The sequence below is a fragment of the Kitasatospora sp. NPDC048722 genome, from assembly GCF_040650235.1.
Lineage (GTDB): Bacteria > Actinomycetota > Actinomycetes > Streptomycetales > Streptomycetaceae > Kitasatospora.
Window position 1 is genome coordinate 138,436 of sequence record NZ_JBEZGX010000006.1, and the last position, 25,366, is coordinate 163,801.

A 25,366-nucleotide genomic window follows, 5' to 3' on the forward strand; every position below is an offset into this window, starting at 1 on the left:
CGGTTGACCTGCGGACTCCTGGGCTCCGCTGTTGGTCTAGTTGTGACGATTAGATGACTACCTCTTGCTTTTCTTAGTAAATATTCATTAGCGTCCCGATCACTCCATCGCACCTGCTGCCGCAGCTGCTGCATGACGACTCGGGAGGGTCTACCCCTATGCGTGTTTCTCGGATCAGCCGGACCCGGTACGCGGCGGTGGGCCTCGTGCTCGCCACGGCGGGCGCCCTCGCGCTCCCGGCCGGTACCGCCGTCGCCGCGCCCGCGCCCGCGGCCGGCTCGACCACCGGCCCGCTGCTGAGCTACGTGGTCAACACCAAGGCCAACCACGGCCAGGTGCAGAAGGTGGAGAAGGCGATCACCACCCTGGGCGGCACGGTGGTGTACTCCTACGAGCAGATCGGCGTCGTGGTCGCCCGCTCGAACGACACCGCGTTCGCCGAGAAGCTGCGCCAGGTCAAGGGCGTCGACTCGGTGGGCGCGAGCCGCACCAAGGGCATCCTCGCCGCCGACCAGGGCAAGGCCGACGTCGCCGCCGAGCCCGCCGCGGCCCCTGCCGCCGGTCAGGAGCCCTACGAGGCCAACCAGTGGGACATGCGTCAGATCGGCGTCGACAAGGCGCACAAGATATCGCTCGGCAGCCGCAACGTCACCGTCGGCGTGCTGGACTCGGGCATCGACGCCACCCACGAGGACCTGGCCCCCAACGTGGACGCCTCGCAGTCGGTCTCCTGCATCGACGGCAAGCCGAACACCGACTGGAAGGCCTGGCAGCCGACCACCAGCGACCACGGCACCCACGTGGCCGGCACCATCGCCGCCGCCAAGAACGGCAAGGGCGTCGTCGGCATCGCGCCGAACGTGAAGCTGGCCGCGGTCAAGGTGGTCGACGACGGCGGCTTCATCTACCCGGAGAACGCGGTCTGCGGCTTCGTGTGGGCCGGCGAGCACGGCTTCAAGGTGACCAACAACAGCTACTACGTCGACCCGTGGATGTTCAACTGCCCGAACGACAAGGACCAGGCGGCGATCACCGCCGCCGTCCGCAAGGCGGTCGCGTTCTCGCAGCGCAAGGGCGTTCTCAACGTGGCCGCGGCCGGTAACGAGAACATCGACCTCGCCCACAAGACCACCGACGTCTCCAGCCCGGACGACACCACCCCGGGCACCCGCCCGGTCACCAACGACTGCCTGTCGCTGCCGACCGAGCTGCCGGGTGTCGTCGCCGTCTCCGCCGTCGGCGTCAACGGCGAGAAGTCGTACTACTCCAGCTACGGCAAGGGCGTCGTGACCGTGGCCGCGCCGGGTGGCGACCGCCGCTACCAGATCCCGGACACCCCGGACAAGGACGGCCGGATCCTGTCCACCATCCCGGGCAACAAGTACGGCTACATGCAGGGCACTTCGATGGCCACCCCGCACGTCACCGGTGTCGTCGCGCTGCTCGCCGGCACCTTCCCGTGGGCCAGCCCCGAGGAGCTGACCGAGCTGCTGACCAACCAGGCCGAGTCGCACGCCTGCCCGGCCGGGGACTTCAACCCGGGCGGCGCCGGCCAGTGGAAGGCGACCTGCGAGGGCGGCGAGAACGACAACGGCTTCTACGGCGCGGGCATCATCAACGCCGAGAAGGCGGTCCAGTGGTGGCGCTGACGCGCTGACCGCGTGGAACACCTGATCACCTGATCACCGGGGAGCGGGCCCACTGGGTCCCGCTCCCCGGTCGTTTTTGAGTACCCGTACTCAGGCCCGCCCGCAGCCGGCTCGCCAGGATGGATCCGTACCGAACGGAACCGTCAGGGGAGTTGAGCGGCATGGCACACACCGACAGCGGCTGGCAGGCGGTCCCGGCCCGGCCGGTCGGCGGCGGGCGCGGCTGGCCCTGGTTCGTCCTGGGCGCTGCCGAACTCCTCGCCGCGGGCACGATGCTGGCGCAGTTCGTGGTCGTCGGCCTGATGTGCGGCGTGATGGGGCTCGCGGCCGGCGCCTCCGTCGGCGCGGTGGCGGGGCTGATCGCGATGCTCGCCGCCGGCCCGCTCACCGGCCTGCTCGTGGCGGGCCTCGGCGCGGCCCTGGTGCCCGCGCAGGTCCGCCGGAGGAACGGCGCCGCGGTCTTCGCCCTGCTCATGGCCGGCCTGCTGGCCGGCACCACGATCGAGTACCTCGGCTGGATCCACCCCGCCGTCGGTTAGCTCTCGAAGTGGTGCTCCCACACCGTCTCGACCGACGGCTTGCCGTGCAGGTCCGGCACCTCCTGGAGCCAGGCCGGGCGGCCGGCCCTCGTCCGGGCGGCCCGCCGCCGCTCGGCCTCGCGCAGCTGCTCGGGCGTGGCGAAGCCCTCCGGCAGCCACTCGGCGGACAGCACCGCGCGGGCGGCCAGGTGCGTGACGTACGCGTGCCGTACCGCGTCCACCGAGTCGAACCCGGGTTCGTCGGCCAGCCATTCGTCCGGGACGAGCGCCAGTACCTCCTCCAGCAGCCCGACGGTCACCAGCGGCCCCAGGTCCTCGTCGGCCAGCCGGACGTCCGGGGCGCAGCCGCCGAGCGCGTGCGCGCTGAGGTCGTAGCGCTTGCCGACGGCCGCCTCCGCGGTGGACCAGCGGTGGTGGAAGATCAGCGCGGCGCCGTTGTCGATGAGCCAGAGCCGCCCGTGCCAGACCACGAGGTTGGGGTTGTGCACGGTGCGGTCGACGTTGCCGGTGAGGGCGTCCAGCCAGACCACCCGGCCGGCCTCGGCGGAGCCGACGCAGACCAGTCCGGGCCGGTAGTCGCGCGCACCGGGCAGCAGGTCCATCCCGAGGTTGAGTCCGGCGCTGGCCCTGAGCATGTCCTGGATCTCGGTGTCCGGTTCGTCCGCGGCGACCGCCGGGTCGAAGTCCACCAGCCGCAGCTCCGGCACGCGCAGGCCGAGCCGCCGGGCGAGCTCGCCGACGATCACCTCGGCGACCAGCGCCTTGCGCCCCTGCGCGGCGCCGGTGAACTTGACGACGTAGGTGCCGAGGTCGTCGGTCTCCACGACGCCGGGCACGGAGCCGCCGGCCCGCAGCGGGTCCACGTAGCGCACTGCTGTCACCAGTTCGAGCACATCCGCCACCCTACGGCCTCCGCGCCCGGCCGCGAGCCCCGGAAGGCCCGTTCCGCAGCCCTGTGGTTGGCTTGCCGCTGAGATCGGAACCACCACACGAGGAGTACAGGTCATGGGACAGGTGCTGGCCACCACCGAGCGGGTCTACGACGCCGCCCCGGAGCGGGTGTACGAGGCGCTGGCCGACTACCAGGTGACCCGCCCGAAGCTGCTGCCCGCGCAGTACAGCGAGTACGAGGTCCGGGCCGGCGGCACCGGGGCCGGCACCCAGGTGCACTGGAAGCTCCAGGCCACCGAGAAGCGCGTGCGGGACTGCCTGTTCACGGTCTCGGCCCCGAAGCCGGACCAACTGGTGGAGAAGGACGCCAACTCCAGCATGGTGATCACCTGGACCGTCTCGGCGGCGGGCGAGGGCCGGTCGAAGGTGACGGTCTCGGCCACCTGGCAGGGTGCCGGCGGCATCGGCGGTTTCTTCGAGCGCACCTTCGCCCCGAAGGGCCTGAACCGCATCCACGACGAGGTGCTCGCGAACCTGGCCGCCGAGGTGCGCTGAACCACCCCCGGGGACCCGGGGAATCGACCGGGGTTTCGAGCGGTCCGTCCACCCGTACGAGCCGCGAGCCGTACGGGTGGACGGACCGCCACCTGCGGGTGACGGGGGCCGCCCGGCACGGGGGAGCCACCCTAGGCTCGCCGCCGTGCATATGACGATCCTTCACATTTCGCAGCCGGTGGACGGCGGGGTGGCCCGCGTCGTCGTCGATCTGGTCCGTGGCCAGCGCGAGGCCGGCCACCGGGTGCTGGTGGCCTGTCCGCGCGGCGGTCGGCTGGCCGAGGAGGCCGCCGCCGTGGGCGCGCTGGTCCAGGACTGGCCCGCCGAGCGCTCGCCCGGGCCGGCGACGGCCAGGGAGGCCTGGCGGCTGCGCCGGATCGTCCGGGCCGCCGCGCCCGACGTGGTCCACCTGCACAGCGCCAAGGCCGGGCTGGCCGGTCGGCTGGCCGTGCGCGGCGCGGTGCCGACCGTCTTCCAGCCGCACGCCTGGTCCTTCGCCGCCGTGGACGGCACGCTGGCCGCCGCCACCCTGCGCTGGGAGCGCTTCGCGACCCGCTGGGCGCACCGACTGCTGTGCGTCAGCGTCCAGGAGCGGGCCGACGGCGTCGCCGCGGGGTTGCACGCCGACTGGGCGGTGGTGCCCAACGGAGTGGACGTCCGCCACTACGCGCCCGCCGACCGCCGGGCCGCCCGGATCGCGCTCGGCCTGGACCTGGACGCCCCGCTGGCCGTCTGCGTGGGGCGGCTGTGCCGGCAGAAGGGGCAGGACGTGCTGCTGGCGGCCTGGCCCGAGGTGATCCGCCGGGTGCCGCAGGCGCGGCTGGCACTGGTCGGCGGCGGGCCGGACGAGCAGGCCCTCGCGGAGGCGGTGCGGGCGTCGGCCGAGCCGTCCCGGGTGCGGATGGTGGGGGACGTGCCGGATCCGCGGCCGTGGCTCGCGGCGGCCGACCTCGTGGTGCTGCCCTCGCGCTGGGAGGGGATGGCGCTGGCCCCGCTGGAGGCGATGGCCGCGGGCCGTCCGGTGCTGCTGACCGACGTGCCGGGGGCCCGCGAGTGCCTGCCGTCCGCCGCGCACGGGCAGGCCGTCGTCCCTCCGGAGGACGCGGTGGCGCTGGCCACCCGAATGGCCGAAGCACTGTCCGATCCGATCGAGTGCGAGCGCCGCGGCGCCGGGCTGCGCGACCACGTGGTCGCCCGTCATGACGTCCGCACGGTGGTCGAACAGGTGGACGCCCTGTACCGCCACCTGCTGGGTGCCGGTCCGGGGGCCGGACGCCGCCGCACCCGTGTCCCAGAGCGGATCTGATCGTTTCACATGCCGTGAATGCCCGCTGCTCAGGCGCTGCCGTATTCGCACCCTCAACCGGATAAGGACGAGGCGTCAAATCAGAAATACCTATTAATGGGCGGCTGGAATGAAATGGCAAGTCATCTTCCGGCCTGCAAGTCCTGGTTCGGTATTGTCGGATTTTGCCTGCTTCGTTTCGATTTTGCCCCGGGAATTCGCGAGAGAATCGAGAGCCGCCGGCGGCAGCAGGTGCTGTCAGGACCGCGCCCACCGGGCCCGGGCGGCCGCCCCGCGCCGATCGGCGCCGTGGCTCCGTCACCCCGGGCACACAGCAGGGGAGTTCGTGCGCTGATGACCATTGACCACGACAGTGTGCCGCGATCCGGCCGGCCCCTGTCCGGCCCGCGGCGGCCCGGCACCGGGTTGCTCGACCGGCCGGCAGGTGCCGCGCGGGCCCGCGCGGTGGCGCCGGGGCACCGGCACCGCAGGGCGGTCCGCTCCCGGCTCGCCCTGCCGCTCGCGCTGGTCCAGGTCGACGCGATCGCGCTGTGCGCCGCCGCCGGCATCGCCAACCGGTTCCTCGACTCCGCGGTACGGGTCGCCCCGCTGCTCGGCGTCGCCGCCGTCCTGCCCCTCCTGCTCGTCCTCAACCTGGCCGGCGGCCTCTACCGCACCCGGCTCACCCTGTCCGTCCTGGACGAACTGCCCGCGCTGGCCGTGCGCGCCGCGGTCGCCACCGCCTTCGCCGTCACCCTCACCGGCTGCCTGGACGGCCGCTGGCCCGACTGCGGCCCGGCCACCCCGGCCCGGCTCACCGCCCTGCTCGGCGCCCAGCTGCTGATCGCCGTCGTCGGCCGCGCCGTCCTCTACCACCTCGTCCGCCGGATCCGCCGCAGCCGTCCCAGCCCCGTCCTGGTGCTCGGCGCCGGCCGGCTCGGCCACCGGGTCGCCGCCGCCCTCAACGCGCGCGGCGAGTACGGGATGCGCCCGGTCGGCTTCCTCGACGCGGACCCGCCGCTGCTGGCCGGCGACACCGACCTGCCCGTCCTCGGCGGCCGCGAGGTCCTGGAGCGCGAGGTCCGCCGCCACCGCGTCCAGCACGTCGTCGCCACCGCCGGCGCCGCCGACGAGGCCGAGACCGCCGCCACCCTGCGCGACGCCGTCCGGCTCGGCTGCCAGGTCTGGCTGGTGCCCGCCCTGCGCGAGTACGGCTCGCTGCCCACCGCGCCGCTGGCCGCCGGCGACCACCTCTGGGGCTTCCCCTGCCTCCAGGTCGGGCGCCCCGCGATGCGCCGCCCCGGCTGGGCCGCCAAGCGCGCCCTGGACGTCACCGCCGCCGGCCTGGGCCTGCTGCTGCTCGCCCCGGTCCTCGTGCTGTGCGCGCTCGCCGTCCGCTTCGACACCGGCCCCGGCGTGCTCTTCCGCCAGCAGCGCACCGGGCTGGACGGCCGGGTCTTCACCGTCCTCAAGTTCCGCACCCTGCGCCCCAGCAACGAGCACGAGTCGGCCACCCGCTGGAACATCTCCCAGGACCACCGGATGGGCGCCGTCGGCAAGCTGCTGCGCAAGAGCTCGCTGGACGAGCTGCCGCAGCTGTGGAACGTCCTGCGCGGCGACATGAGCCTCGTCGGACCGCGCCCCGAACGCCCCTACTTCGTCATGCGGTTCAGCCAGGCCTATCCCGAGTACGCGGACCGCCACCGCGTCCCGGTCGGCCTCACCGGCCTCGCCCAGGTCAACGGCCTGCGCGGGGACACCTCGATCGAGGACCGGGCCCGTTTCGACAACCGCTACATCGAGAGCTGGAGCCTCTGGCAGGACGTCAAGATCCTGTGCCGCACCGCGGCCCTGATGCTCCACCCGGACGGGAGCTGACCTTTCGTGGCCCTCACCCTCCCCGCCGCGGCCCGGCCGCCGGCCTTACGGAAGGCGCTGCCCGCGCTCGCCGACCGGCCGAGCCTGCTCGCCGCGGCGACCGTGCTCCTGGTGTGCGTGCCCACCGGCGAGAAGGACGTCACCGCCGCCGTCCACATCACCGCCGCCGACCTCGCCTCGCTGGCGCTGGTCGCCCTCACCGCCTACCACCTGCTGCGCGGGCGGCTGCCCGCCGTCGCCCGCGCCACCTGTGCGCAGTTCGCCGCGGTCGTGCTCGCCGCCGCCGTGGCCACCGTCGGCTCGATCGACCCGGCCGGCAGCGTCACCGGCTTCGTCCGGCTCGTCCAGGTCTTCGTCCTGGTCCCGGCCGCGGTGCTCTGCTCGCTGCGCGACCGCACCGACCAGCGGCTCGTCCTCGGCTCCTTCGTGGCCGCCGCGCTCATCGAGGGCGCCGTCGGCGCCGACCAGTACCTGACCCGCACCGGCGCCTCGTACACCGGCCAGCCGATCCGCGCCGTCGGCACGTTCGGCGCGCTCGACATCATGGCGATGTCCACCGTCGTCAGCTACGGCCTGCTGGCCGCCCTGGCCCTCGCCCTCGCCGAACGCGGACCCGGCGGCAGCGCCCGGCTGCGGCGCGCGATGTACGCCTCCGCGGCCTTCCTCGCGTTCCCGCTCGCCGTCTCCTTCAGCCGTGGCAGCTGGATCGCCACCGGTGTCGCCGTCACCGTCCTGCTGCTGCGCGCCGACGCCCGGCTGCTCGTGCGCGGCGTCGTGCTCGGCGCGGCCGCCGCCGTCGTCCTCGTCGGCGGACTCGGCCTCGGCGCCTCCGGGGTCACCGAGCGGCTCAGCTCGATCGGCTCCGTCGAGGCCGCCCCCGACCAGTCCGTCTCCGACCGCTACGACCTGTGGTCGACCGCCACCCGGATCTGGCAGGACCACCCCGTCCACGGCGCCGGCCCCAAGGCCTTCCAGCAGCTGCGCGACAGCCACGCCCCGCTGCGGCTGTCCTCCGGAAGCGACGCGGCCGACCCCACCATCGGCTTCCAGCGCGAGCCGCTGCTCTCCCCGCACAACATGTACTTCCTGGTGCTCAGCGAACAGGGACTGATCGGCATCGTCGCCTACTCCGCGCTCTTCCTCGGCCTGCTGCTCGGCTGCCTGCGCCGCTCCCGCGGCCCCGGCCTCGCCGCCCTGGCGCTGCTGACCTGGGTGCTCGTCGACTTCCTCTACGCCGACATCGGCGGCACCACCACCGTGCTGACCTCCGTCGTGCTCGGCCTCGCGGCCCGCGCCGCGACCCCGGAGGCCTGACATGACGACAGACCGGCCCGCGCTCACCCCGACGCTGCCCGGGCCCCGCCACGCCCCGCCCGCCGAGGCCGCGCCCGGCGGCCCCGACCCGGCCCCCCGGCGCGGCTTCCTCGCCAAGGCCTTCGGCATCACCGCCGTCCTCAGCGCCGCCGGGTCCGCCCTCGGGCTCCTGCGCGACCTCCTGCTGGCCCGCTACTTCGGCGCCAACCAGGGCACCGACGCCTTCCTGGTCTCCTGGACGGTGCCCGAGACGGCCGCGCCACTGCTGATCGAGGACGCCATGTCCTTCCTCATGGTGCCCGCGTTCGCCCTCGCCCTGGTGCTGCGCGAGGAGCGCCCGGACGGCCCGGACCCGGTCCGCCAGCTCGTCCGCGCCACCCTGCCGTGGCTGCTGCTCGCCCTCAGCGCCCTCGCCCTCGGCACCGCGATCGGCGCGCCCCAGCTCGTCGAACTGCTCGCCCCCGGCCTCGGCGACCCCGCCCTCGCCGTCTCCTGCACCCGGATCACCGCGATCACCGTGCTGCCGTTCGGCGTGGCCGGCTACCTCGCCGCCGCACTGCGCGCCCACCACTGCTTCACCGCGCCGGCCGGCATCTACGTCGCCTACAACGTCGGCATCCTGGCCGTGATGCTGAGCTGCCAGGCCTTCCTCGGCGTCCGCTCGGCCGCCGTCGGCGTCGCGGTCGGCAGCGTCCTGATGGCCGCCCTGCTCGTCGCCCCGTTCGCCCGCCGGCTGCGGGCGGGCCGGGCCGCCCGCTCCCGCCGCTCGCGCCACGCCCTGGTCCTGATGCCGTTCGCCCTGCTGCCGGTCGCGGCCTTCACCCTGACCCGCCAGTCCCAGGTGTTCGTCGAGCGCTACCTCGGCTCCGCACTTCCGCCCGGCACCATCTCGCACCTCAACTACGCCGCCAAGGTCTCCCAACTCGCCATGACGGCGGGCATCCTGATCTGCACCGTCACCTTCCCGCTGGTCGCCCGCGCGCTCGCGGCCGGCGACCTCGCCGCCGCGCGCGACCGGGTGGAAAAGGACCTCGGGCAGGCCGCCGCCGTCGTCCTGCTCGGCACCGCGTTCCTGATGGCCTGCGCGCCCTCGGTCGTCTCGCTGCTCTTCCAGCGCGGTGCCTTCGGCCCGCAGGACACCGCCGCCACCGCAGCCGTCATCCGGGTCTACAGCTTCGGGCTGCCCGCCCAGGCGCTGATCGGCGTGATGATCCGCCCGTACTTCTCGCTGCGCCCCGTCGTGCGCCGGGCCGACGAGCCGGGCACCGACGACGGGGGCCGGCGCCTGCTCGACTGGTACCCGGTCGCCGCGATGCTGCTCGGCCTCGCCGTCACCGTGGCCGTCGGCCTGCTCGCCACACCCGGCTACGGCGCGCTCGGCCTCGCCGCCGGGAACGCGGCCGGCATCACCACCACCGCGGCCCTGCTGCTGCGCGGCCTCGTCCTGCGCGGCATCCCGCTGCGGCTGCGCCGGGTGCTCGGTGGCCACGGCCGGCTGCTGGCCGCCGCCGGCGGCGCCACCGCGTTCGGCACCGGCGCGGCCGGCCTCACCGCCGACCCCCTGCTCTCGACCGTGTCCGGGGGGCTGGCCGTGGCGCTGGCCTTCGCCGCCCTCGGCACCGGCCTCGGTGCCAGGGAGGTCCGGGGCCCGGTCCTCGCCGCCGTCCGGGTCCTGAACCCGCCAACCGTCGCCGATGAAGGGAAGCTTCCCCATGGACACTGAACGGGGAACCGTCCGGTCGGCCGCCCAGGCGGGCGTCACCGACGCCCTACCGCACCGGGCGCGACTGCCCCGCAGCCGCCGCCCGACCGGCGAACCGCCCGGCCCCGGCCCCACCTCGCCGTGGATCCTGATGTACCACTCGGTGGCGGTCGAGGAGGAGGACCCCTACCGGCTCACCGTCAGCCCCGAGCGCTTCGCCGAACAGATCGCCTGGCTGCACCGGCGCGGCCGGCGCGGCGTCTCGGTCCGCGAGCTGATGCGGGCCCGCGCCGCCGGGCGGGACGACAAACTCGTCGGACTCACCTTCGACGACGGCTACGCGGACTTCGCCCGGTACGCCGTACCGATTCTGCAGGCGTACGGCTTCACCGCCACCGCCTACGTCGTGGCCGACCTGCTCGGCCGGGCCAACGACTGGGACGCCGAGGGCCCGCGCAAGGAGCTCCTCACCGTCCAGGAGGTCACCGAACTCGCCGCCGCCGGCTGGGAGATCGGCTCGCACGGCCTCGGACACCAGTCGCTGCCCGGCCTGCCCGCCGACGTCCTCGCGAACCAGACCCGGGAGAGCCGCAGGCTCCTGGAGGAGGTCGTCGGCGGTCCGGTCACCGGCTTCTGCTACCCGTACGGCGACGTCGACCTGCCCGCCACCCTGGCCGTCCGGGACGCCGGCTACGACTACGCCGTCGCGATCGCCCACTCCCCGCTCACCGGCCGCTTCGCGCTGCCCCGCTGCTACGTCGGCGACCGCGACGGCGCCTGGCGGCTGCGCGCCAAGCGCGGCCGGCACCGGCTGCGCGACACCGTCACCGAGCTGCGCCGCGCCCGGCTGGCCCGCCGGAGGGCGGCGCGGTGAGGGTCCTGCACATCGTCACCGGCCTCGCGTCCGGTGGTGCCGAGCGCCAACTCCAGCTGCTGCTACGGCACCTGCCGCCGCACCAGCAGTGCGAGGTGCTCGCCCTCACCAACCCCGGCACGGTCGCCGCCGCCCTGCGCGCCGACGGCTTCACCGTCCACCACCTGGACATGCGCGGCAACCGCGACCTCGGCGCGCTGCCCCGGCTGGTCCGGCTGGTGCGCACCGGCCGCTACGACCTCGTGCACACCCACCTCTACCGGGCACAGCTGTACGGCCGGCTCGCGGCGCGCCTGGCCGGGGTCCGTGCGGTGGTGTCCACCGAGCACTCGCTGCACGCCGGGGTGATCGAGGGCCGCCCGGTCACGCGGAGCGTCAAGGGCCTCTACCTGGCCGCCGAGCGGCTCGGGACCACCACCGTCGCGGTCTCCCGCCAGGTCGCCCAGACGCTGCACGCATGGGGCGTCCCGCCGACCCGGGTCGAACTGATCCCGAACGGCATCGACGCCGCGCGCTTCCGCCGGCCGGACGGCGAGCGGGCCACCGCCCGGCACCGGCTGCGCGCCGAACTCGGCCTGCCGGAGGGGAGCTGGGTGATCGGCGGGATCGGTCGCCTGGTGCCGGGCAAGCGCTTCGGCGTCCTGCTGGAGGCGCTCGCCGCACTCGACCCGGACGCCCGGCTGGTGCTGATCGGCGAGGGCCCGGAGCGCGCCGCCCTGGATCGGCGGGCCGCCGAACTGGGCGTCCGGGAAAGACTGGTGCTCACCGGTGAACGCGATGACGTGCCGGAGCTGCTGACCGCGCTGGACGTGCTCGCCGCCCCCTCGACCGAGGAGACCTTCGGCCTCGGCGTCCTGGAGGGGCTCGCGGCCGGCCTGCCGGTGCGGCACAGTGCCTGCCCCGCGCTCGACGAACTGCCGCCCAGCGCCGCCCCGCAGGCCCGCCGCATCCCGTCCGAGCCCGCCGCGTACGCGACCGCGCTGCGCGAGCTTCGGCACCTGACCGACCGCACCGCCGGTCCGCTGCCGCACCCCCCGGCGGTCGGCCACTACGACATCGTCCGCGTCGCCGCCGACCTGGGCGCCCTCTACGACCGCCTGGCGCGCGCTTGACCGCCCACCGGTCCGATCCCCGAAGGGCCGCCGTCCGTGCGGCCCGCATATCCAAGGAGTCACACCCATGACCACACCGCGCCGAAGCGCCCGCCGCCTGGTCCGCCGCTGGTGGCCGGTGGCGCTCGCGGTGCCGCTGGGCGCCGCGGCCGGCGCCGGGTACGCCGTCGTCTCGCACCCCTCGTACTCCGCCAGCGCCTACGTGCTCGTGGTGCCGCAGAACGCGGGCGAGGCCGCCACCGCGACCAACTTCGCCCAGGCGTACGGGCGGCTGGCCGGCCAGCCGCAGGTGCTCGCGGCCGCCGCCGCCGAGACCGGGCACACCCTCAACGAACTGGGGAACCTGGTGCACGGGACGACCTCGCCGGACGCCCCGATGATCGAGATCACCGGAACCGGCACCCGGGCCCAGGAGGCCGCCCGGACCGCCGACGCGGTGGCCCGGTCGCTGGTCTCCTTCGCCAACACGAGCAGCAGGGACACCGGCGTCCGGCTGGTCACGCTGGCGCCGGCCGCCGCGCCGGACAAGCCGACCACGCCGTCCGGCAGCCTGGACGTCGCGGTCGGCGGCGCGGCCGGACTGCTGCTGGGCGCGCTCGTGATGATGACCCGCCGCCGCGCCGACGGCGAGGCGCCCGCCGACCCCGGGGCCCCGGAGGCGACCGCTCCGAGCACCCCGCGCCCGCGGACCGAGGAGGCCTCCGCCCTCACGGCCGCCGGGCCCGCGGGCAAGGCCGCCGGGAAGCCGGCCGAGAAGCCGGTCCGGGCCGGGAAGACGGCCGACCAGCCCGCCGGCGCCGCCGGGGCCGTGGGGGAGCCCCCGGCCAAGGAGAAGGCCGCGACCGGGAGTGCGCGATGAGGTCCGAGGCCCGGGCCGCCGGCCTGCCCGCCCAGGCCACCTCGCCGTCCGGACCCGACCCGGCGCCGGGCCCGGTCTGGACGGCCGAGCTGCGCCGCGAGGACGACGCCCTCGACACCCTCGCCGAGGAGTGGGAGGGCCTGGCCGCCCGCTGCCGGACCACCACCTTCTTCCAGGCCGCCGGCTGGCAGCGCTCGTGGTGGCGCCACTACGGCACCCCGGGCGGCCTGCTGGTGGTGACCGTCCGCCGGGACGGCCAGCTGGTCGGCGCGGGCGCCTTCCGGCGGCGCGGCGGCCCGCTCGGCGGGCTGACCGCCCTCGGCGACGGACTCGTCGACTTCACCGACGTCCTGCTCGACGACGACTGCGCCGACCGGGCCGCGGCCGAGTTCGCCGCCGTGCTCCCGCTCACCCGGCCGTGGCACACGCTGGAGCTGCGCGAGGTCCACCCCGAGGCGGCCGTGCAGAAGGTGTTCGAGCACTGGCGCGGCCGGCGCCGCCGGTTCGCCGACTCGCTGTGCCAGTACCTGCCGGCCGTGTCGATGGAGCAGCTGCTCAAGCGGGTGCCCGGCAAGACCGCCCAGCGCAGCCGGGTGAAGCTGCGCAAGATCGCCGAGGCGGGCGTGGAGGTCGGCTCGACGCCGGTGGCGGAGGTGCCGGCGGCACTGGAGGCCCTGCTGCGGCTGCACTTCCTCCAGTGGCAGGAGCGCGGCGTGACGCCGGAGCACCGCACCGAGCGCTTCGCCCGGCACCTGGTCGAGTCCACGACCGGGATGGTCGCCTCCGGCCGGGCCGTCGTGCACCAGTTCCGGCTGGACGGCGAGCTGGTGGCGGTGAACCTGCTGCTGCTCTGCCCGTCCTTCGGCGGCTTGTACCTGTACGGCGCGCACCCGCAGCTGCGCGAGAGGCTCGACATCGCCGGGCTGCTGTTCGCCGCGGCGCTGGACGAGACGGTCGGCGCCGGGATCCCGGTGCTGAGCCTGCTGCGCGGCCAGGAGCCGTACAAGCAGCGCTGGCGGCCGGACCAGCTGCCCAACCAGCGGCTGCTGTTCGGCCCGAAGGGAGCGGCTCCGGCGGCGACCGCCAGGGCCGGTGCGATCCGGGCCCGGCAGGCGGTGGCGCACGTCCTGCGGACCCGCTTCCCGCGCCTCAAGGAGGCGCTGCTGGCCCGCCACCGCCTCTGAGCTCCGCGGCGCCGGGGCGCTTCCTACCGCCGGGCCGGACTCCCGCTCGGTGAGGGGGAGGCGGAGGGTGACGGGGACGGGGAACCGGTGGGTGACGGGGACGGCGAACCGGTGGGTGACGGGGACGGCGAACCGGTGGGTGACGCTCCGGCCGACGGGCTCTGGCCGGCCGGGGTGCCCGGCGGGGTCGGCGCGGCGGGCCCGGAGGGCAGGACGGGCACGGCCGACGCGGTGGGGACCGGGGGCGCCGTCGGGACGACCGCCGGCGCCCCCTTCGATCCCGCCATCAGCTGCTTGAACCGCGCGCCGGAGCGCGGGTTGCGGTCACACCCGAAGAAGCCGTGGGGGCAGTAGTCCGTGACGGTCTGGTAGGCGGTGTCGTGGGTGCGCATCCACTCGACCATGCGCTGCACGAAGTCCGGGTTGTCGCCGTTGCGGAACAGGCCCCACTCCGGGTACGAGACCTGCTTGCCGCGCTTGGCGGCGAACTCCACCTGGTCCTGGAGCCCGTACGGCTCGCGCACGTAGTCGTCGAAGGTGGCCCCGGCCGGCTGGTCGTAGCTGTCCATGCCGATGATGTCGACGACGTCGTCGCCGGGGTAGCACCTGGTCCACGGGATCGCGTCCAGCCCGCGGTTGGGCGCGAAGTCGAAGCGGAAGTGCTGGCCGGGCACCGAGCGCATGACCGTGACGATCCGCCGCCAGTACGCCTTCCACGCGGTCGGGTCGGGCTTGCAGCGGTGCGTGTAGGTGACGCCGTTCATCTCCCAGCCGGGGGTCAGCACGGTGTCCGCGCCGCCGAGGGCGACCAGCCGGTGGGCGAGCTTGAGGAAGTGCCGGTCGAAGTCGCCGTGCGCGCCCTGGCCGAGGAGCTTGGCCACCTGGCCGTCCGGCACGTTCGCCTCGTCGGGCACCAGCATCGGCACTCCGAGCACGAGCACCCGGGACGGGTCGGCGAGCCGCCACTGCGACCACATGCCGAGCACCACCGGCTCGCCCTCGACGTCCGCCCAGCTGTTTCCCGCCAGGTAGGTGTGGCCGACCTGGAGGTTGGCGTTGCCGAGCCACTGCGCGTACCGGCCGATCTGCGGGATGTAGTTGTCCCATGAGCCGACGAACGCGCCGAAGGGCGGTTCGTGCCGGGCCCGCTGGACGGCCGGGCGGGGCGCGGCGCCGCGCGGTTCGAAGGCGTCGGACGAGAGGGCGTGCCGTTCGCCCCGGCTGAGCGGCGTCCCGGCCGGCACGCCGGCGGTGGCCAGCAGCAGCAGGGCGGCGGCGGCCAGCGTCAGGCGGCCGATGCGCATGGTCTCTCCCGGGCGTCACGGGTGGGGCGGGTGGGGGAGCGCGGACGGACCGTGGCGCCCCGCTCGCCGACAGTAGGCCCGTCGGGCGTCGGAAAAGCCGAATGTCACCCTAAAGTGGGCGATATTCGAACGCCGTCTGCCGCAACGGCACCCCGGGTGCCCGTCGTGTATCACCTCTGTAACAGTCCGGACCGGCCCCGGAGCCCGCCCCCGCCGGACCGCGCGGAGGGGCGCCGGACCCGGTCGGCACCGACGGCGCAGGTCGGCGGCGGGGTGCGCGCGGCGGCCGTGCGCGCTCCGGCGCGGGGTCCGCACTGCGGGACCCGGACGATTCCCGGCTGACTCGCGTGCCCGCCGAAAGGTACCCTCCGCAACGTGTCCTGGAAGCCGCTGCGTGTACTGACCCCTCGCTCGATCCTGCCCGCCGTCGCGGTGATGCTGGTCCTTGCGGCCGGAGCGGCGGCGCACGCCAACAAGCCGGTGCCGTTCGGCGACCGGGTGGCGGGACCGGGCGACGCGGAGGCCACGCCGGTGAACTCGCAGTCCCTGAGCGCGGCCGACCTGGAGCTGAAGGTCGTCGGTCCGGGCCTGGAGGCGGTTCACCGCGGGACCGGCGAGCAGGCATGGTCCTACCACCGCGAGGGCGCCAACGCGCTGTACCTGGCGATGGCCGGCGACAACGCCATCGTGGTCTGGGACGACGGCCTGATCACCTCGGTGCGCCCGGGCGACCACGAGGTGCGCTGGCACCGCGCCGTGCCCGGCCTGGCCGACTGGCTGCGCGGGGACGGCGAGCCCGGCGCCGACAAGCGGACCGACGAGCAGCGCAAGCAGGTCGCCCAGGAGCGGGCGGCGGCGGCGCTGCACACCGTCCAGAAGGCGTCCCCGTGGGTGGCGATCGTCACCCCGAACCTGACCATGGGCCTGCGCGACGCCGACGGCGACCTGCGTTACAACGGCAAGCCCCCGGGCAACTGCCTCTACGACCCGCTGCGCACGGTCGACACCGACTACGCGGTGCTCGTCCCGCGCAGCTGCCTCGGAAGCAGCGGGCAGCCCGTCTCCGGCGGCATCACCGGCTACCGGCTGGACAGCACCGGGTGGGAGCTCAGTGCCGGCCCGGCCGCGCAGGTCAAGGTGCTGGACCGCACCCGGGTGCAGATCACGGACGGCCCGATCGTCCCGGCCAAGGTGTTCGACACCAGGGCCGCGGCGCCCGTCGTCCCGTGCGAGAGCCCGGCCGCGCCGTTCGCCGCCGTGCGTCCGCAGAACGCCTGCACCGACCCGTCGGCCACGCCGACGGCGGACGTGCCGCCCGCCCAGTCGCCCGACCCGGCGGCCGGTCAGCCGACGCCGGCGGCCACCGACCCGGCGACGCCCGCGGCCACCGACCAGCCGACCGCCGCCGCCACCGACCAGGCCTCCGCGACGCCGCAGTCGTAGCGCCCGGGCCGGCCCGCCGCGGGCCGCCGGTACCCCGGGGCGGTGATCCCCCCGGGGGGCTCCCGCGCGGCCCGGTAGACTTGCCGTCATGGCTGTTCTCTCCGGGCACTAGCGGGCGAGCGGCGGCGCCCCGTGCGCCGTGCCGACCGCCGACGAGCCCCCCTCCCGCCGCCCGGCCCTGTGCACCGCCCAGGCTGCCCGCCCACGTCCCAGGAGTAGTACCCGGCCATGATTTCCGCGAACGCCCTTGAGCTGCGCGCAGGCGCCCGCATTCTGATCGAGTCCGCGAGCTTCAAGGTCGCCGCCGGCGACCGGATCGGTCTGGTCGGGCGCAACGGCGCCGGCAAGACCACGCTCACCAAGGTGCTGGCCGGCGAGGGCATGCCCGCCGCCGGCACGGTGACCCGCTCCGGGGAGGTCGGCTACCTCCCGCAGGACCCGCGCACCGGCGACCTCGACGTCCTCGCCAAGGACCGCATCCTCTCCGCACGCGGCCTCGACACCGTGCTCAAGAAGATGCGCGAGAACGAGGACCGGATGGCCAACGGCACGGGCGCCACCCGGGACAACGCGATGAAGAAGTACGCCCGGCTGGAGACCGAGTTCCTCACCAAGGGCGGGTACGCCGCCGAGGCCGAGGCCGCCACGATCGCCGCCGCGCTGGGCCTGCCGGACCGCATCCTCGGCCAGCCGCTGCACACCCTCTCCGGTGGTCAGCGCCGCCGCGTCGAGCTCGCCCGGATCCTCTTCTCCGACTCCGACGTGCTGCTCCTCGACGAGCCCACCAACCACCTGGACGCGGATTCCATCGTCTGGCTGCGGGACTTCCTGAAGACGTACAAGGGCGGCTTCATCGTCATCTCGCACGACGTCGACCTGGTCGAGACGGTCGTCAACAAGGTCTTCTACCTGGACGCCAACCGCTCCTGCGTCGACGTCTACAACATGGGCTGGAAGCAGTACCAGCAGCAGCGCGAGGACGACGAGAAGCGCCGCAAGCGCGAGCGCGCCAACGCCGAGAAGAAGGCCGCGACGCTGAACGCGCAGGCCGACAAGATGCGCGCCAAGGCGACCAAGACGGTGGCCGCGCAGAACATGGCCCGCCGCGCCGACAAGCTGCTCTCCGGCCTGGAGCAGGTCCGGGTGAACGACAAGGTCGCCAAGCTGCGCTTCCCCGACCCGGCCCCCTGCGGCAAGACCCCGCTGACCGCCAGCGGCCTGTCCAAGTCCTACGGCTCGCTGGAGATCTTCACCGACGTCGACCTGGCGATCGACCGGGGTTCCAGGGTCGTCGTGCTGGGCTTCAACGGCGCCGGCAAGACCACCCTGCTGCGGATGCTCGCCGGGGTGGAGGCGCCGGACACCGGCGAGGTCATCCCGGGCCACGGCCTGAAGATCGGCTACTACGCCCAGGAGCACGAGACGCTCGACCCGGACCGCAGCGTCCTGGAGAACATGCGCTCGGCCGCGCCGGACACCGACCTGGTGCAGATCCGCAAGATCCTCGGCTCCTTCCTGTTCTCCGGCGACGACGTGGACAAGCCGGCCGGAGTGCTCTCCGGCGGCGAGAAGACCCGTCTGGCGCTGGCCACCCTGGTGGTCTCCTCCGCCAACGTGCTGCTGCTGGACGAGCCCACCAACAACCTCGACCCGGCCAGCCGCGAGGAGATCCTGGGCGCGCTGCGCGAGTTCTCCGGCGCGGTCGTGCTGGTCACCCACGACGAGGGCGCGGTCGAGGCGCTCGACCCGGAGCGGATCATCCTGCTGCCGGACGGCGTGGAGGACCTGTGGAACCCGTCCTACGCCGATCTGGTCTCGCTGGCCTGACCGGAAGTAGACGCCCCCTCCTCTTTTCGGACCAGAAAACCTAGTCCTTACGGCGTGTCCGGGAATGAAGCAGTGCCGGATTCCGTTTAAGGAGCTTCCGTCGGCCCGCCACTCGATCGTGGTCGGGCCGACGCTGCTGATCAGCTACTTTCCGGCAGCCGGCGCAAATCGCCCGGGGGCGTGCACTCTGCGTGAGCGCCCTGATGCGCTCGGATCACCACCGAAGGACGGCGCATTCCCGACATCGACCTTGTCGAATGGGTGGCCAGGACGCGGTGGATGGGTGATCATGGGAATCTGACCGAGCAACGCTACGAGGAGGCACGGGTGGCCGAGACTCTGAAAAAGGGCAGCCGGGTGACCGGTGCCGCGCGTGAGAAGCTCGCGGCCGATCTCAAGAAGAAGTACGACTCCGGGGCGAGCATTCGCGCTCTCGCGGAGGAGACCGGTCGCTCGTACGGCTTCGTGCACCGGATGCTGAGCGAATCCGGAGTGATCCTCCGGGGCCGCGGCGGTGCCACGCGGGGCAAGAACAAGGCGACTGCCGGGGCCGGTTCCTGACGGCCTGTCGGCTCATGGCTGGATGACGCGGCGGCAGGGCGCCGACCGGGGAGACGAGTGGCGATCGTCGCTAATTGTCCGACGATCGTGGGCTGATCGTGAGTCGACCAGCTGATTCGTCCGCCCTTGGATCGAGTCGACCGGCCGCCGATCGTCATGCCCGCATTTCCTTTTCGACGAATTCCCCGATACTCCCGGGCCGCTGGGTCTGCCGCTGCGCGCCCGGGTTTGTTACTCTCCGGTAGCCAAGTCCCTCGCCACCGGAGGTCTCCGCATGACCGCCCCCGCCACCGACCCGCAGACCCCGAGCGGGGAGCAGGACGGCGTCCGCCTGGAGATCGACGGCGACCTCGCCGTCGTCACCCTGTGTCAGCCCAAGCGGCGCAACGCCCAGTCGCCCGCCATGTGGCGCGCCCTCGCCGCCGCCGGCCGTGATCTGCCCGGCACCGTCCGCGTCGTGCTGCTCCGCGCGGAGGGCGTCTCCTTCTCCGCCGGCCTCGACCGGGCCATGTTCACCCCCGAGGGCATCCCCGGCGAGCCCAGCTTCCTCCAGCTCGCGGCCGCCGAGGAGAAGGAGCTCGACGACACCATCGCCACCTACCAGGAGGCCTTCACCTGGTGGCGTCGGCCCGACCTGATCTCGATCGCGGCCGTCCAGGGGCACGCCGTCGGCGCCGGGTTCCAGCTCGCGCTCGGCTGTGACCTGCGGGTCGTCGCGGAGGACGTCCAGTTCTCCATGAAGGAGACGTCGCTCGGGCTCGTCCCCGATCTCGCCGGCACCAAGCCGCTCACCGAACTCGTGGGCTACGCACGGGCACTGGAGATCTGCGTGACCGGCCGCTGGGTGGGTGCGGAGGAGTCCGTCGCGATCGGCCTGGCCAACATCGCCGTCCCGGGCGCGGAGCTCGACGGCGCCGCGCGCGACCTGGCCGCCGCGCTGCTGGCCGCGCCGCGGAACGCCGCGATCGAGACGAAGGCCCTGCTGCAGGGGGCCTCGGGCCGGTCGTTCGACGAGCAGCGTTCCGCCGAACGGGTCGCGCAGGCCCGTCGTCTGCGGGACCTGGCGGGCATCGGCGACTGACGTCCGTTCCCGCTCGGTGGGCCCGGCTCCGGGGTTGCTCCCCGGAGCCGGGCCTCCGTCGTTCCCGGGGGTTCCCTGAGGGGTGCCGAAGCGCCGCTCGGCGGGCGCGAAACGTGGCGAAATGCCAGAGTTGTAGGGATCTGCGATATAGCTGGATCCGTACGACGGGAGACCCGCCCCATGCCTGACACTCCGACGCCCGCGAGCATGCACAAGAACCCCGCCAACGCCCCGGCCTCCGCTGCTTCCCACGCCTCCGGCCCGTCCGGTTCCTCCGGTGCGGCCGGTTCGCCCGCCGGGTCCGCCGCCGCTGCGCCCAAGCCGGTCGCCGAGCGCGGCCGGACGGCGCTGGCCGTCGGAGTGGTCGAGAAGATCGCCGGCATGGCGGCCCGCGAGGTCTCCGGCATCCACGCCCTCGGCTCCGGGCTCGCCCGGACGTTCGGCGCCATGCGGGACCGGGTGCCCGGCGGAAAGTCCAGCGTCGGACGCGGCATCAAGGCCGAGGTCGGCGAGAAGCAGACCGCGATCGACATCGCGCTGGTCGTCGAGTACGGCGTCGTCATCCCCGAGCTCGCCCGCCAGGTGCGGGAGAACATCATCGACGCGGTCGAGCGGATGACCGGCCTCGAGGTCGTCGAGGTCAACATCGCGGTCAACGACGTGCACCTCCCGGACGAGCCGGAGTTCGAGGAGGAAGAGGAGCAGGTGGTGCCGTCCGGGCAGCGGCCCAAGCTCAAGTGACCGCCCGGGCGCACGGGATCCCGGGCGCAGGACGAGGGAGTAGCGGATGAACCTGGCCGTGGTCGGCCTTGTGGTGGGCATGGCGCTCGGCTTCGCCGGGTACTTCGGCGGGTTCGCGGCCTTCCTGCTGGTGGCGGCGCTGGGGCTGGTCGGCTTCGTGATCGGGCGGCTGCTGGAGGGCGACATCGAACTCGGGGACCTGGGCGACCTGCTCCGCGGCCGCGACCGGCGCCGCTGATGGCGGGCACGGCCGCCCCGGCCGCGGAGCGCGGCCGGACCCGGATCTCCGACCGCGCGTACGCGCGCATCGCGGCCCGCGCGGCCGCGGAGGCCCTGGCGGGGGCGTGGGCCGGACGGTCGGTCAGGGGCGGGCCGCCCACGGTGTCGGTGTCCGTCCCCGGCAGCACCGTCCGGGTCCGGGTGGAGGTCGAGCTGCCGTTCCCCGCCGATCTGGCCGCGCTCGCGCGGGCCGTGCGGGACCGCGTCGGGGCGCAGGTCAAGGGGCTGACGGGGACACGGGTTTCGGAGGTGGTCGTGGTCGTGGAGCGGCTGGTGACGGGAGGGCGGTCGTGACGGCTCCGGAGGAGGGGGAGGCGGGGGGCGGCGAGGAGAAGGTGCGCCGGCCCCGGGCGGCGCGGACGCCCGAGGCGGTGCTGGTGGCGGCTGGCGTGCTGGTGGTCGCGGGCGCGCTGCTCTATGACGTGGTCTCGGTGCGGACGGGACACTCCGTGCGGCGGTGGCGGGCGGAACTCGCGGACGAGCTCGCGACCCGTCACCTGGACGACCTGTGGGTCCTGGTCGGGGCGGGGGCGGCCACCGGGCTGGGGGCGCTGCTGCTCTGGCTGGCGTTCGCGCCGGGGATGCGCCGGTGGCTGGCGCTGCGTCCGCACGGGGGCACCAGCGCGGTGATCAACCGGTCCGGGATCGGGCACCTGCTGACCGACCGGGCGGCCGGGCTCCCGGGCGTCGAGCGGGTCCGGATCCAGATCGGGCGGCGGCGGGTCCGCGTGCACCTGTACGGGCCGTCCGACCCGGCGTCGCTGCAGCGGCAGCTTCGGGACGAGCTCGCGCGGGTGACGCTGGCGCGGCCGTTGCGGCTGGACGTCCGGACGGTGCCGCGGGAAGGGGCCGGGGAGGCGGAGACGGAGGCGGCGGGGAGCGCGGGCGGCGCGGGAGGGGCGGCGGGATGAGCCGGGGGACCGTCAACCGGGTGCTCATCGGGCTGGTCGGGGCGGTGCTCGTGGTGGCCGGGGTGCTGGTACTGGCCGGCGGGCTCGACCTGTACGGGCGGCTCGGGGTGCACCCGCCCGGCTGGTGGCCGCTGACCTCGCCCTACCAGCCCGTGGTGAGTGCCAGGTCGCGTACCCGGTGGGTGGCGGGCTCCTGGTGGTGGCCGACCGTCATCGGCGGGCTGTCGGTGCTGGTCGTGGCCACGGTGTGGTGGCTCGTGGCGCAGCTGCGGCGCACCGGGCTCTCCAGCATCGCGGTGCCGACGCCCGGGGTGGCCGGGCTCAGGACGCGGGTGAGCGCGCGGGCGCTGGAGTCGGCGCTGGAGTCGGGGGCCGTCGTGCTGCCCGAGGTCGAGCGCGCGGACGTGCGCCTGGTGCGCGCGCCCGGGCACCCGCGGCTGCGGGGGGCCGTCCGGCTCACCCCCGGCGGGGACCCGGCCGCGCTGGTCGAACACTTCGAGACGGGACCGCGGGCCGACGCGCTCGGGAGCCTCAGGGTGCCGGAGCTGCCCGCCGACCTGCGGATCCGGGTGCTCCAGGAGGCCCCCGCCGGTGCGCGGCGCCGGCGGCGGCGGAGGAGGCGGAGGCATCCGCGGGTGGAGTGACCGGCCGGGGACTCAGAGGGTGCGCAGGGCTCCGCCGTCCACCGGGACCATCACACCGGTCAGGTAGGACGCGGCGGGGGAGAGCAGGAACGCGGCGACCTTGCCGAACTCCTCCGGGGTGCCGTAGCGGCCGAGCGGGATGCCGGCGCTGTGGTGGGCGCGGGCGCCCTCCGGGTCGCCGCCGAGGGCGTCGAGCTCGCGGACCCGGTCGGTGTCGATCCGGGCCGGGAGCAGGCCGACCACCCGGATGCCGCGCGGGCCGAGCTCGTCGGCGAGCGACTTGGCGGCCATCGCGAGGCCGGGGCGCAGGCCGTTGGAGATGCCGAGCCCCGCGATCGGCTGGCGGACGGAGGCCGAGAGCACGAAGCCGATCACGCCGCCCTCGCCGAGGGCCGCGGCGGCGGTGCGGGCGATGCGCAGGGCGCCGAGGAAGACCGACTCGAAGGCGTCGCGCCAGGCCTCCTCCGGGGTCGTCCCGACCGGGCCGGCCTGGGGGCCGCCGACGCTGATCAGGACGCCGTCCAGGCGGCCGAAGGCGGCGGTCGCCTCGGCGACGAGCCGTTCGGCGGTCCGCGGGTCGGCGTTGTCGGCGGCCACGCCGCGGACGGTGCCGGGGAGACCGGCGAGTTCGGCGACGGCCGCGTCCACGGTCTCCTTGGTCCGGCCGGTCACCAGCACGTGGGCGCCGTCGGCGGCGAGTTCGCGGGCGGTGGCGAGGCCGAGGCCGCGGGTGGCGCCGGTGACGACGTACGCCCTGTCCTTCAGTCCGAGATCCATGGGGACATCTTGCCGGGTCGGGGGCGTCCGGCATTGCGCGGGCGTCCTCAGGCGGGGACAATCTCCGCGGCGGCCTCGGGTTCGGCCTGCTGCCTGGCGCGGTCCTTGGCCTCGCGGCGGACCAGGATCCACACACCGACCGGGATCATCGAGGTGAACAGCCACCACTGGATCGCGTAGGCCATGTGCGGGCCGATGTCGGAGTGGTCGGGGTCGGGGATCAGCTCGGGCTGGGCGGCCGGGGCCGGGGTGGTGCCGGTGAGCTCCAGGTAGCCGCCGAGCAGGGGGACGCCGGTCTCCTTGGCCTGCTGCTCGCTGTTGATCAGGTTGAACTGGCGGTCGGGCAGGCCGGCCCGGTCCTTGACGAAACCGCCACTGCCCTTGACCGTCTCGTCGGCGCGCATCCGGCCGGTGACGGTGACCTCGCCGCCCGGGGCCGCCGGGACGGGCGGGTACTCGGTGGCGGTGTCACCGGAGGCGACCCAGCCGCGGTTGACCAGGACGGTGCCCTTGCCGTCCGACAGCGTCAGCGGGGTCACGACGAAGTAGCCGATGGTCCCGTTGGAGTCGGTCCGCTTGCGGACCACGAACTCGTGCGCCGGGTCGTACTGGCCGGTGGCCGTCACTGCGCGCCAGGTGAGGTCCGAGGGGACGGCGAAGCCCGGGGTCGGCGACAGGCTGTCGAACGGCTCCGGCTTGGCGGTGAGCGCCTTGGCGATCAGCTCGTTGCGGGCCACCCGCGCCTCGTGGCGGTGCAGCTGCCAGAAACCCAGCTTGATCGTCGTGGGGATCAGCAGCAGCGCGATCAGCAGGGTGATCAGCCATTGCCGGGTCAGCAGAAAACGGTACACATGGGAACCGTACGCCGACCTCACAGGCGCCTCACGCACCGGGGTGCGGGGCGACCTCGCGCAGCAGCTGGAGGAAGGCGTCCTCGCCGACGACCGGGGTGCCCACCTCGCGGGCCTTGCGCGCCTTGCCGCTCCAGCTGTTGGGCTCGTTGGTGACGAGGAGGCTGGTGAGCCGGCTCACCGAGGTGGCGATGTGCAGGCCGGCCTCGGCGGCGCGGTCCTCCAGCAGCTCGCGGTCGGTGGCGGTGTCGCCGGTGAACGCCACCCGCATGCCCTGGACCAGCGGCTTGCCGTCCTCCCAGCGCCCCGGGTTCGGGTACGGGCACGGCGGGCGCTTCTTGGCCTGGCGGTAGGCGGCGCCGGTCCAGTTGCCGCGGCCGGGGGCGGCGGGCTCGTCCTCGCCGAGGTCGGTGACCGCGACGCAGGTCTGCAGGGGCAGCGGGACGCCGCCCAGGCGCGCCAGGTGCAGGCTGGGGCGGAACGCCTCGGCGAGCACGCGGGCGTCGTCCAGGGCGTTGTGGGCCTGGCGCTGCTGGACGCCGAAGTGCGCGGCGAGCGAGGAGAGCTTGCCGTTGGGCAGCGGCAGGCGCAGGTCGCGGGAGAGGACCATGGTGCAGATCCGCTGGTCGACCGGGGCGCGGCGGCCGGCCCGGGAGAACTCGCGGGAGATCATGTTCCAGTCGAAGAGCGCGTTGTGGGCGACCAGGACGCGGTCCGCGAGACGGGTGGCGAACTCGTCGGCGATCTCCGGGAAGGTCGGGGCGCCGGAGAGCAACTGGGCGGTGAGGCCGTGGATCCAGACCGGGCCCGGATCACGCTCGGGGTTGACCAGGGTGTACCAGTGGTCGGTGATCTCGCCGTCCGGGTCCAGCTGGTAGACGCCCGCGGAGATGACGCGGTCCGAGCGGCCGAGGCCGGTGGTCTCGACGTCCACCACGGCGAAGCCCCCGTCGAGGGTGGCGGTGCGCTGGGCCGGGAGCTGCACGCCGTGCGTCTCGGGCTGGATCGGTTGCATGGTCCAACAGGATAAGCGCCGATCGGACGGCGTCCGGCCGAAATGTTCGGGCGAGGCGGTCGGAATAGAGTGTTCCGCATAGGCGTCGTC

The 25,366-nt window shown here is 74.3% G+C and carries 25 protein-coding genes; 20 read left to right on the forward strand and 5 right to left on the reverse strand.

The window, feature by feature from the left end:
* Positions 1-158: 158 nt before the first annotated feature.
* Positions 159-1,649 (forward strand): S8 family serine peptidase, encoded by a 1,491-nt coding sequence (locus tag AB0C76_RS07440; RefSeq protein WP_359961038.1) that lies wholly within the window; start codon positions 159-161, stop codon positions 1,647-1,649.
* A 161-nt stretch (positions 1,650-1,810) separates the two neighbouring features.
* Entirely contained in the window at positions 1,811-2,188 is a 378-nt protein-coding gene (locus tag AB0C76_RS07445) for a hypothetical protein (RefSeq protein ID WP_359961040.1), read from the forward strand.
* On the opposite strand, the gene AB0C76_RS07450 is transcribed toward AB0C76_RS07445, so the two are convergent.
* Complete coding sequence (locus tag AB0C76_RS07450; protein ID WP_359961207.1) at positions 2,185-3,081, reverse strand: HipA family kinase; 897 nt, start codon at positions 3,079-3,081, stop codon at positions 2,185-2,187. The two genes, AB0C76_RS07445 and AB0C76_RS07450, sit on opposite strands and share 4 nt — an antisense overlap.
* A 112-nt stretch (positions 3,082-3,193) precedes the next feature.
* Between AB0C76_RS07450 and AB0C76_RS07455 the strand changes: the two genes are divergently transcribed.
* The 9 genes from AB0C76_RS07455 to AB0C76_RS07495 all read left to right on the forward strand — a co-directional run bounded on the left by AB0C76_RS07455 (position 3,194) and on the right by AB0C76_RS07495 (position 13,842).
* Positions 3,194-3,634, forward strand: a complete 441-nt coding sequence (locus AB0C76_RS07455; protein ID WP_359961043.1) for an SRPBCC family protein — start codon at positions 3,194-3,196, stop codon at positions 3,632-3,634.
* 151 nt (positions 3,635-3,785) lie between these two features.
* Positions 3,786-4,940, forward strand: coding sequence for a glycosyltransferase (locus AB0C76_RS07460; protein WP_359961046.1), 1,155 nt, complete (start codon positions 3,786-3,788; stop codon positions 4,938-4,940).
* 333 nt (positions 4,941-5,273) lie between these two features.
* The gene (locus AB0C76_RS07465; protein WP_359961049.1) at positions 5,274-6,797 is read left to right on the forward strand and encodes an exopolysaccharide biosynthesis polyprenyl glycosylphosphotransferase; all 1,524 of its coding nucleotides are present in this window, start codon (positions 5,274-5,276) and stop codon (positions 6,795-6,797) included.
* Positions 6,798-6,803: 6 nt separating this feature from the next.
* Positions 6,804-8,111, forward strand: coding sequence for an O-antigen ligase family protein (locus AB0C76_RS07470; RefSeq protein ID WP_359961052.1), 1,308 nt, complete (start codon positions 6,804-6,806; stop codon positions 8,109-8,111).
* Position 8,112: 1 nt separating this feature from the next.
* A complete protein-coding gene (locus tag AB0C76_RS07475; RefSeq protein ID WP_359961055.1) occupies positions 8,113-9,834 on the forward strand; it encodes a lipid II flippase MurJ in 1,722 nt (573 codons plus the stop codon).
* Positions 9,824-10,687, forward strand: a complete 864-nt coding sequence (locus tag AB0C76_RS07480) for a polysaccharide deacetylase family protein (RefSeq protein ID WP_359961058.1) — start codon at positions 9,824-9,826, stop codon at positions 10,685-10,687. The genes AB0C76_RS07475 and AB0C76_RS07480 overlap by 11 nt, the downstream gene beginning before the upstream one ends.
* A complete protein-coding gene (locus tag AB0C76_RS07485) occupies positions 10,684-11,799 on the forward strand; it encodes a glycosyltransferase (protein WP_359961060.1) in 1,116 nt (371 codons plus the stop codon). Before AB0C76_RS07480 ends, AB0C76_RS07485 begins: the two co-directional genes overlap by 4 nt.
* 67 nt (positions 11,800-11,866) lie before the next feature.
* On the forward strand, positions 11,867-12,658 hold the full coding sequence (locus AB0C76_RS07490) for a Wzz/FepE/Etk N-terminal domain-containing protein (protein WP_359961062.1): 792 nt from the start codon (positions 11,867-11,869) through the stop codon (positions 12,656-12,658).
* On the forward strand, positions 12,655-13,842 hold the full coding sequence (locus AB0C76_RS07495) for a GNAT family N-acetyltransferase (RefSeq protein ID WP_359961065.1): 1,188 nt from the start codon (positions 12,655-12,657) through the stop codon (positions 13,840-13,842). The genes AB0C76_RS07490 and AB0C76_RS07495 overlap by 4 nt, the downstream gene beginning before the upstream one ends.
* Before the next feature lie 23 nt (positions 13,843-13,865).
* Here AB0C76_RS07495 and AB0C76_RS07500 read toward each other — a convergent pair whose 3' ends face one another.
* On the reverse strand, positions 13,866-15,146 hold the full coding sequence (locus AB0C76_RS07500; protein ID WP_359961068.1) for a glycosyl hydrolase: 1,281 nt from the start codon (positions 15,144-15,146) through the stop codon (positions 13,866-13,868).
* Between the two features lie 375 nt (positions 15,147-15,521).
* On the opposite strand from AB0C76_RS07500, the gene AB0C76_RS07505 reads away from it, so the two are divergent.
* From AB0C76_RS07505 to AB0C76_RS07545, 9 genes are all read left to right on the forward strand, one after another.
* A complete protein-coding gene (locus tag AB0C76_RS07505; protein WP_359961071.1) occupies positions 15,522-16,589 on the forward strand; it encodes a hypothetical protein in 1,068 nt (355 codons plus the stop codon).
* 228 nt (positions 16,590-16,817) lie between these two features.
* Entirely contained in the window at positions 16,818-18,416 is a 1,599-nt protein-coding gene (locus AB0C76_RS07510) for an ABC-F family ATP-binding cassette domain-containing protein (protein WP_359961074.1), read from the forward strand.
* 327 nt (positions 18,417-18,743) lie between these two features.
* Positions 18,744-18,977 (forward strand): helix-turn-helix domain-containing protein, encoded by a 234-nt coding sequence (locus AB0C76_RS07515; RefSeq protein WP_030059940.1) that lies wholly within the window; start codon positions 18,744-18,746, stop codon positions 18,975-18,977.
* A 274-nt stretch (positions 18,978-19,251) separates the two neighbouring features.
* Positions 19,252-20,058, forward strand: a complete 807-nt coding sequence (locus AB0C76_RS07520) for an enoyl-CoA hydratase/isomerase family protein (RefSeq protein ID WP_359961077.1) — start codon at positions 19,252-19,254, stop codon at positions 20,056-20,058.
* A gap of 207 nt (positions 20,059-20,265) precedes the next feature.
* Entirely contained in the window at positions 20,266-20,799 is a 534-nt protein-coding gene (locus AB0C76_RS07525) for an Asp23/Gls24 family envelope stress response protein (RefSeq protein ID WP_359961210.1), read from the forward strand.
* Positions 20,800-20,845: 46 nt separating this feature from the next.
* Positions 20,846-21,037, forward strand: a complete 192-nt coding sequence (locus tag AB0C76_RS07530; RefSeq protein ID WP_359961080.1) for a hypothetical protein — start codon at positions 20,846-20,848, stop codon at positions 21,035-21,037.
* Positions 21,037-21,372 carry a hypothetical protein gene (locus AB0C76_RS07535; protein ID WP_359961083.1) on the forward strand — a complete coding sequence of 112 codons (336 nt, stop codon included), beginning with the start codon at positions 21,037-21,039 and terminating at the stop codon, positions 21,370-21,372. The genes AB0C76_RS07530 and AB0C76_RS07535 overlap by 1 nt, the downstream gene beginning before the upstream one ends.
* On the forward strand, positions 21,369-21,989 hold the full coding sequence (locus AB0C76_RS07540) for a DUF6286 domain-containing protein (RefSeq protein ID WP_359961086.1): 621 nt from the start codon (positions 21,369-21,371) through the stop codon (positions 21,987-21,989). Before AB0C76_RS07535 ends, AB0C76_RS07540 begins: the two co-directional genes overlap by 4 nt.
* On the forward strand, positions 21,986-22,633 hold the full coding sequence (locus tag AB0C76_RS07545; protein WP_359961089.1) for an alkaline shock response membrane anchor protein AmaP: 648 nt from the start codon (positions 21,986-21,988) through the stop codon (positions 22,631-22,633). Before AB0C76_RS07540 ends, AB0C76_RS07545 begins: the two co-directional genes overlap by 4 nt.
* Before the next feature lie 12 nt (positions 22,634-22,645).
* Here AB0C76_RS07545 and AB0C76_RS07550 read toward each other — a convergent pair whose 3' ends face one another.
* From AB0C76_RS07550 to AB0C76_RS07560, 3 genes are read right to left on the reverse strand one after another with little or no spacing between them, the layout of a single operon-like run.
* Positions 22,646-23,410, reverse strand: a complete 765-nt coding sequence (locus AB0C76_RS07550; protein WP_359961092.1) for an SDR family oxidoreductase — start codon at positions 23,408-23,410, stop codon at positions 22,646-22,648.
* A 47-nt stretch (positions 23,411-23,457) separates the two neighbouring features.
* The gene (locus AB0C76_RS07555) at positions 23,458-24,261 is read right to left on the reverse strand and encodes an SURF1 family protein (RefSeq protein ID WP_359961095.1); all 804 of its coding nucleotides are present in this window, start codon (positions 24,259-24,261) and stop codon (positions 23,458-23,460) included.
* Positions 24,262-24,292: 31 nt separating this feature from the next.
* Complete coding sequence (locus tag AB0C76_RS07560) at positions 24,293-25,276, reverse strand: DEDDh family exonuclease (RefSeq protein ID WP_359961098.1); 984 nt, start codon at positions 25,274-25,276, stop codon at positions 24,293-24,295.
* Between the last annotated feature and the right edge of the window lie 90 nt (positions 25,277-25,366).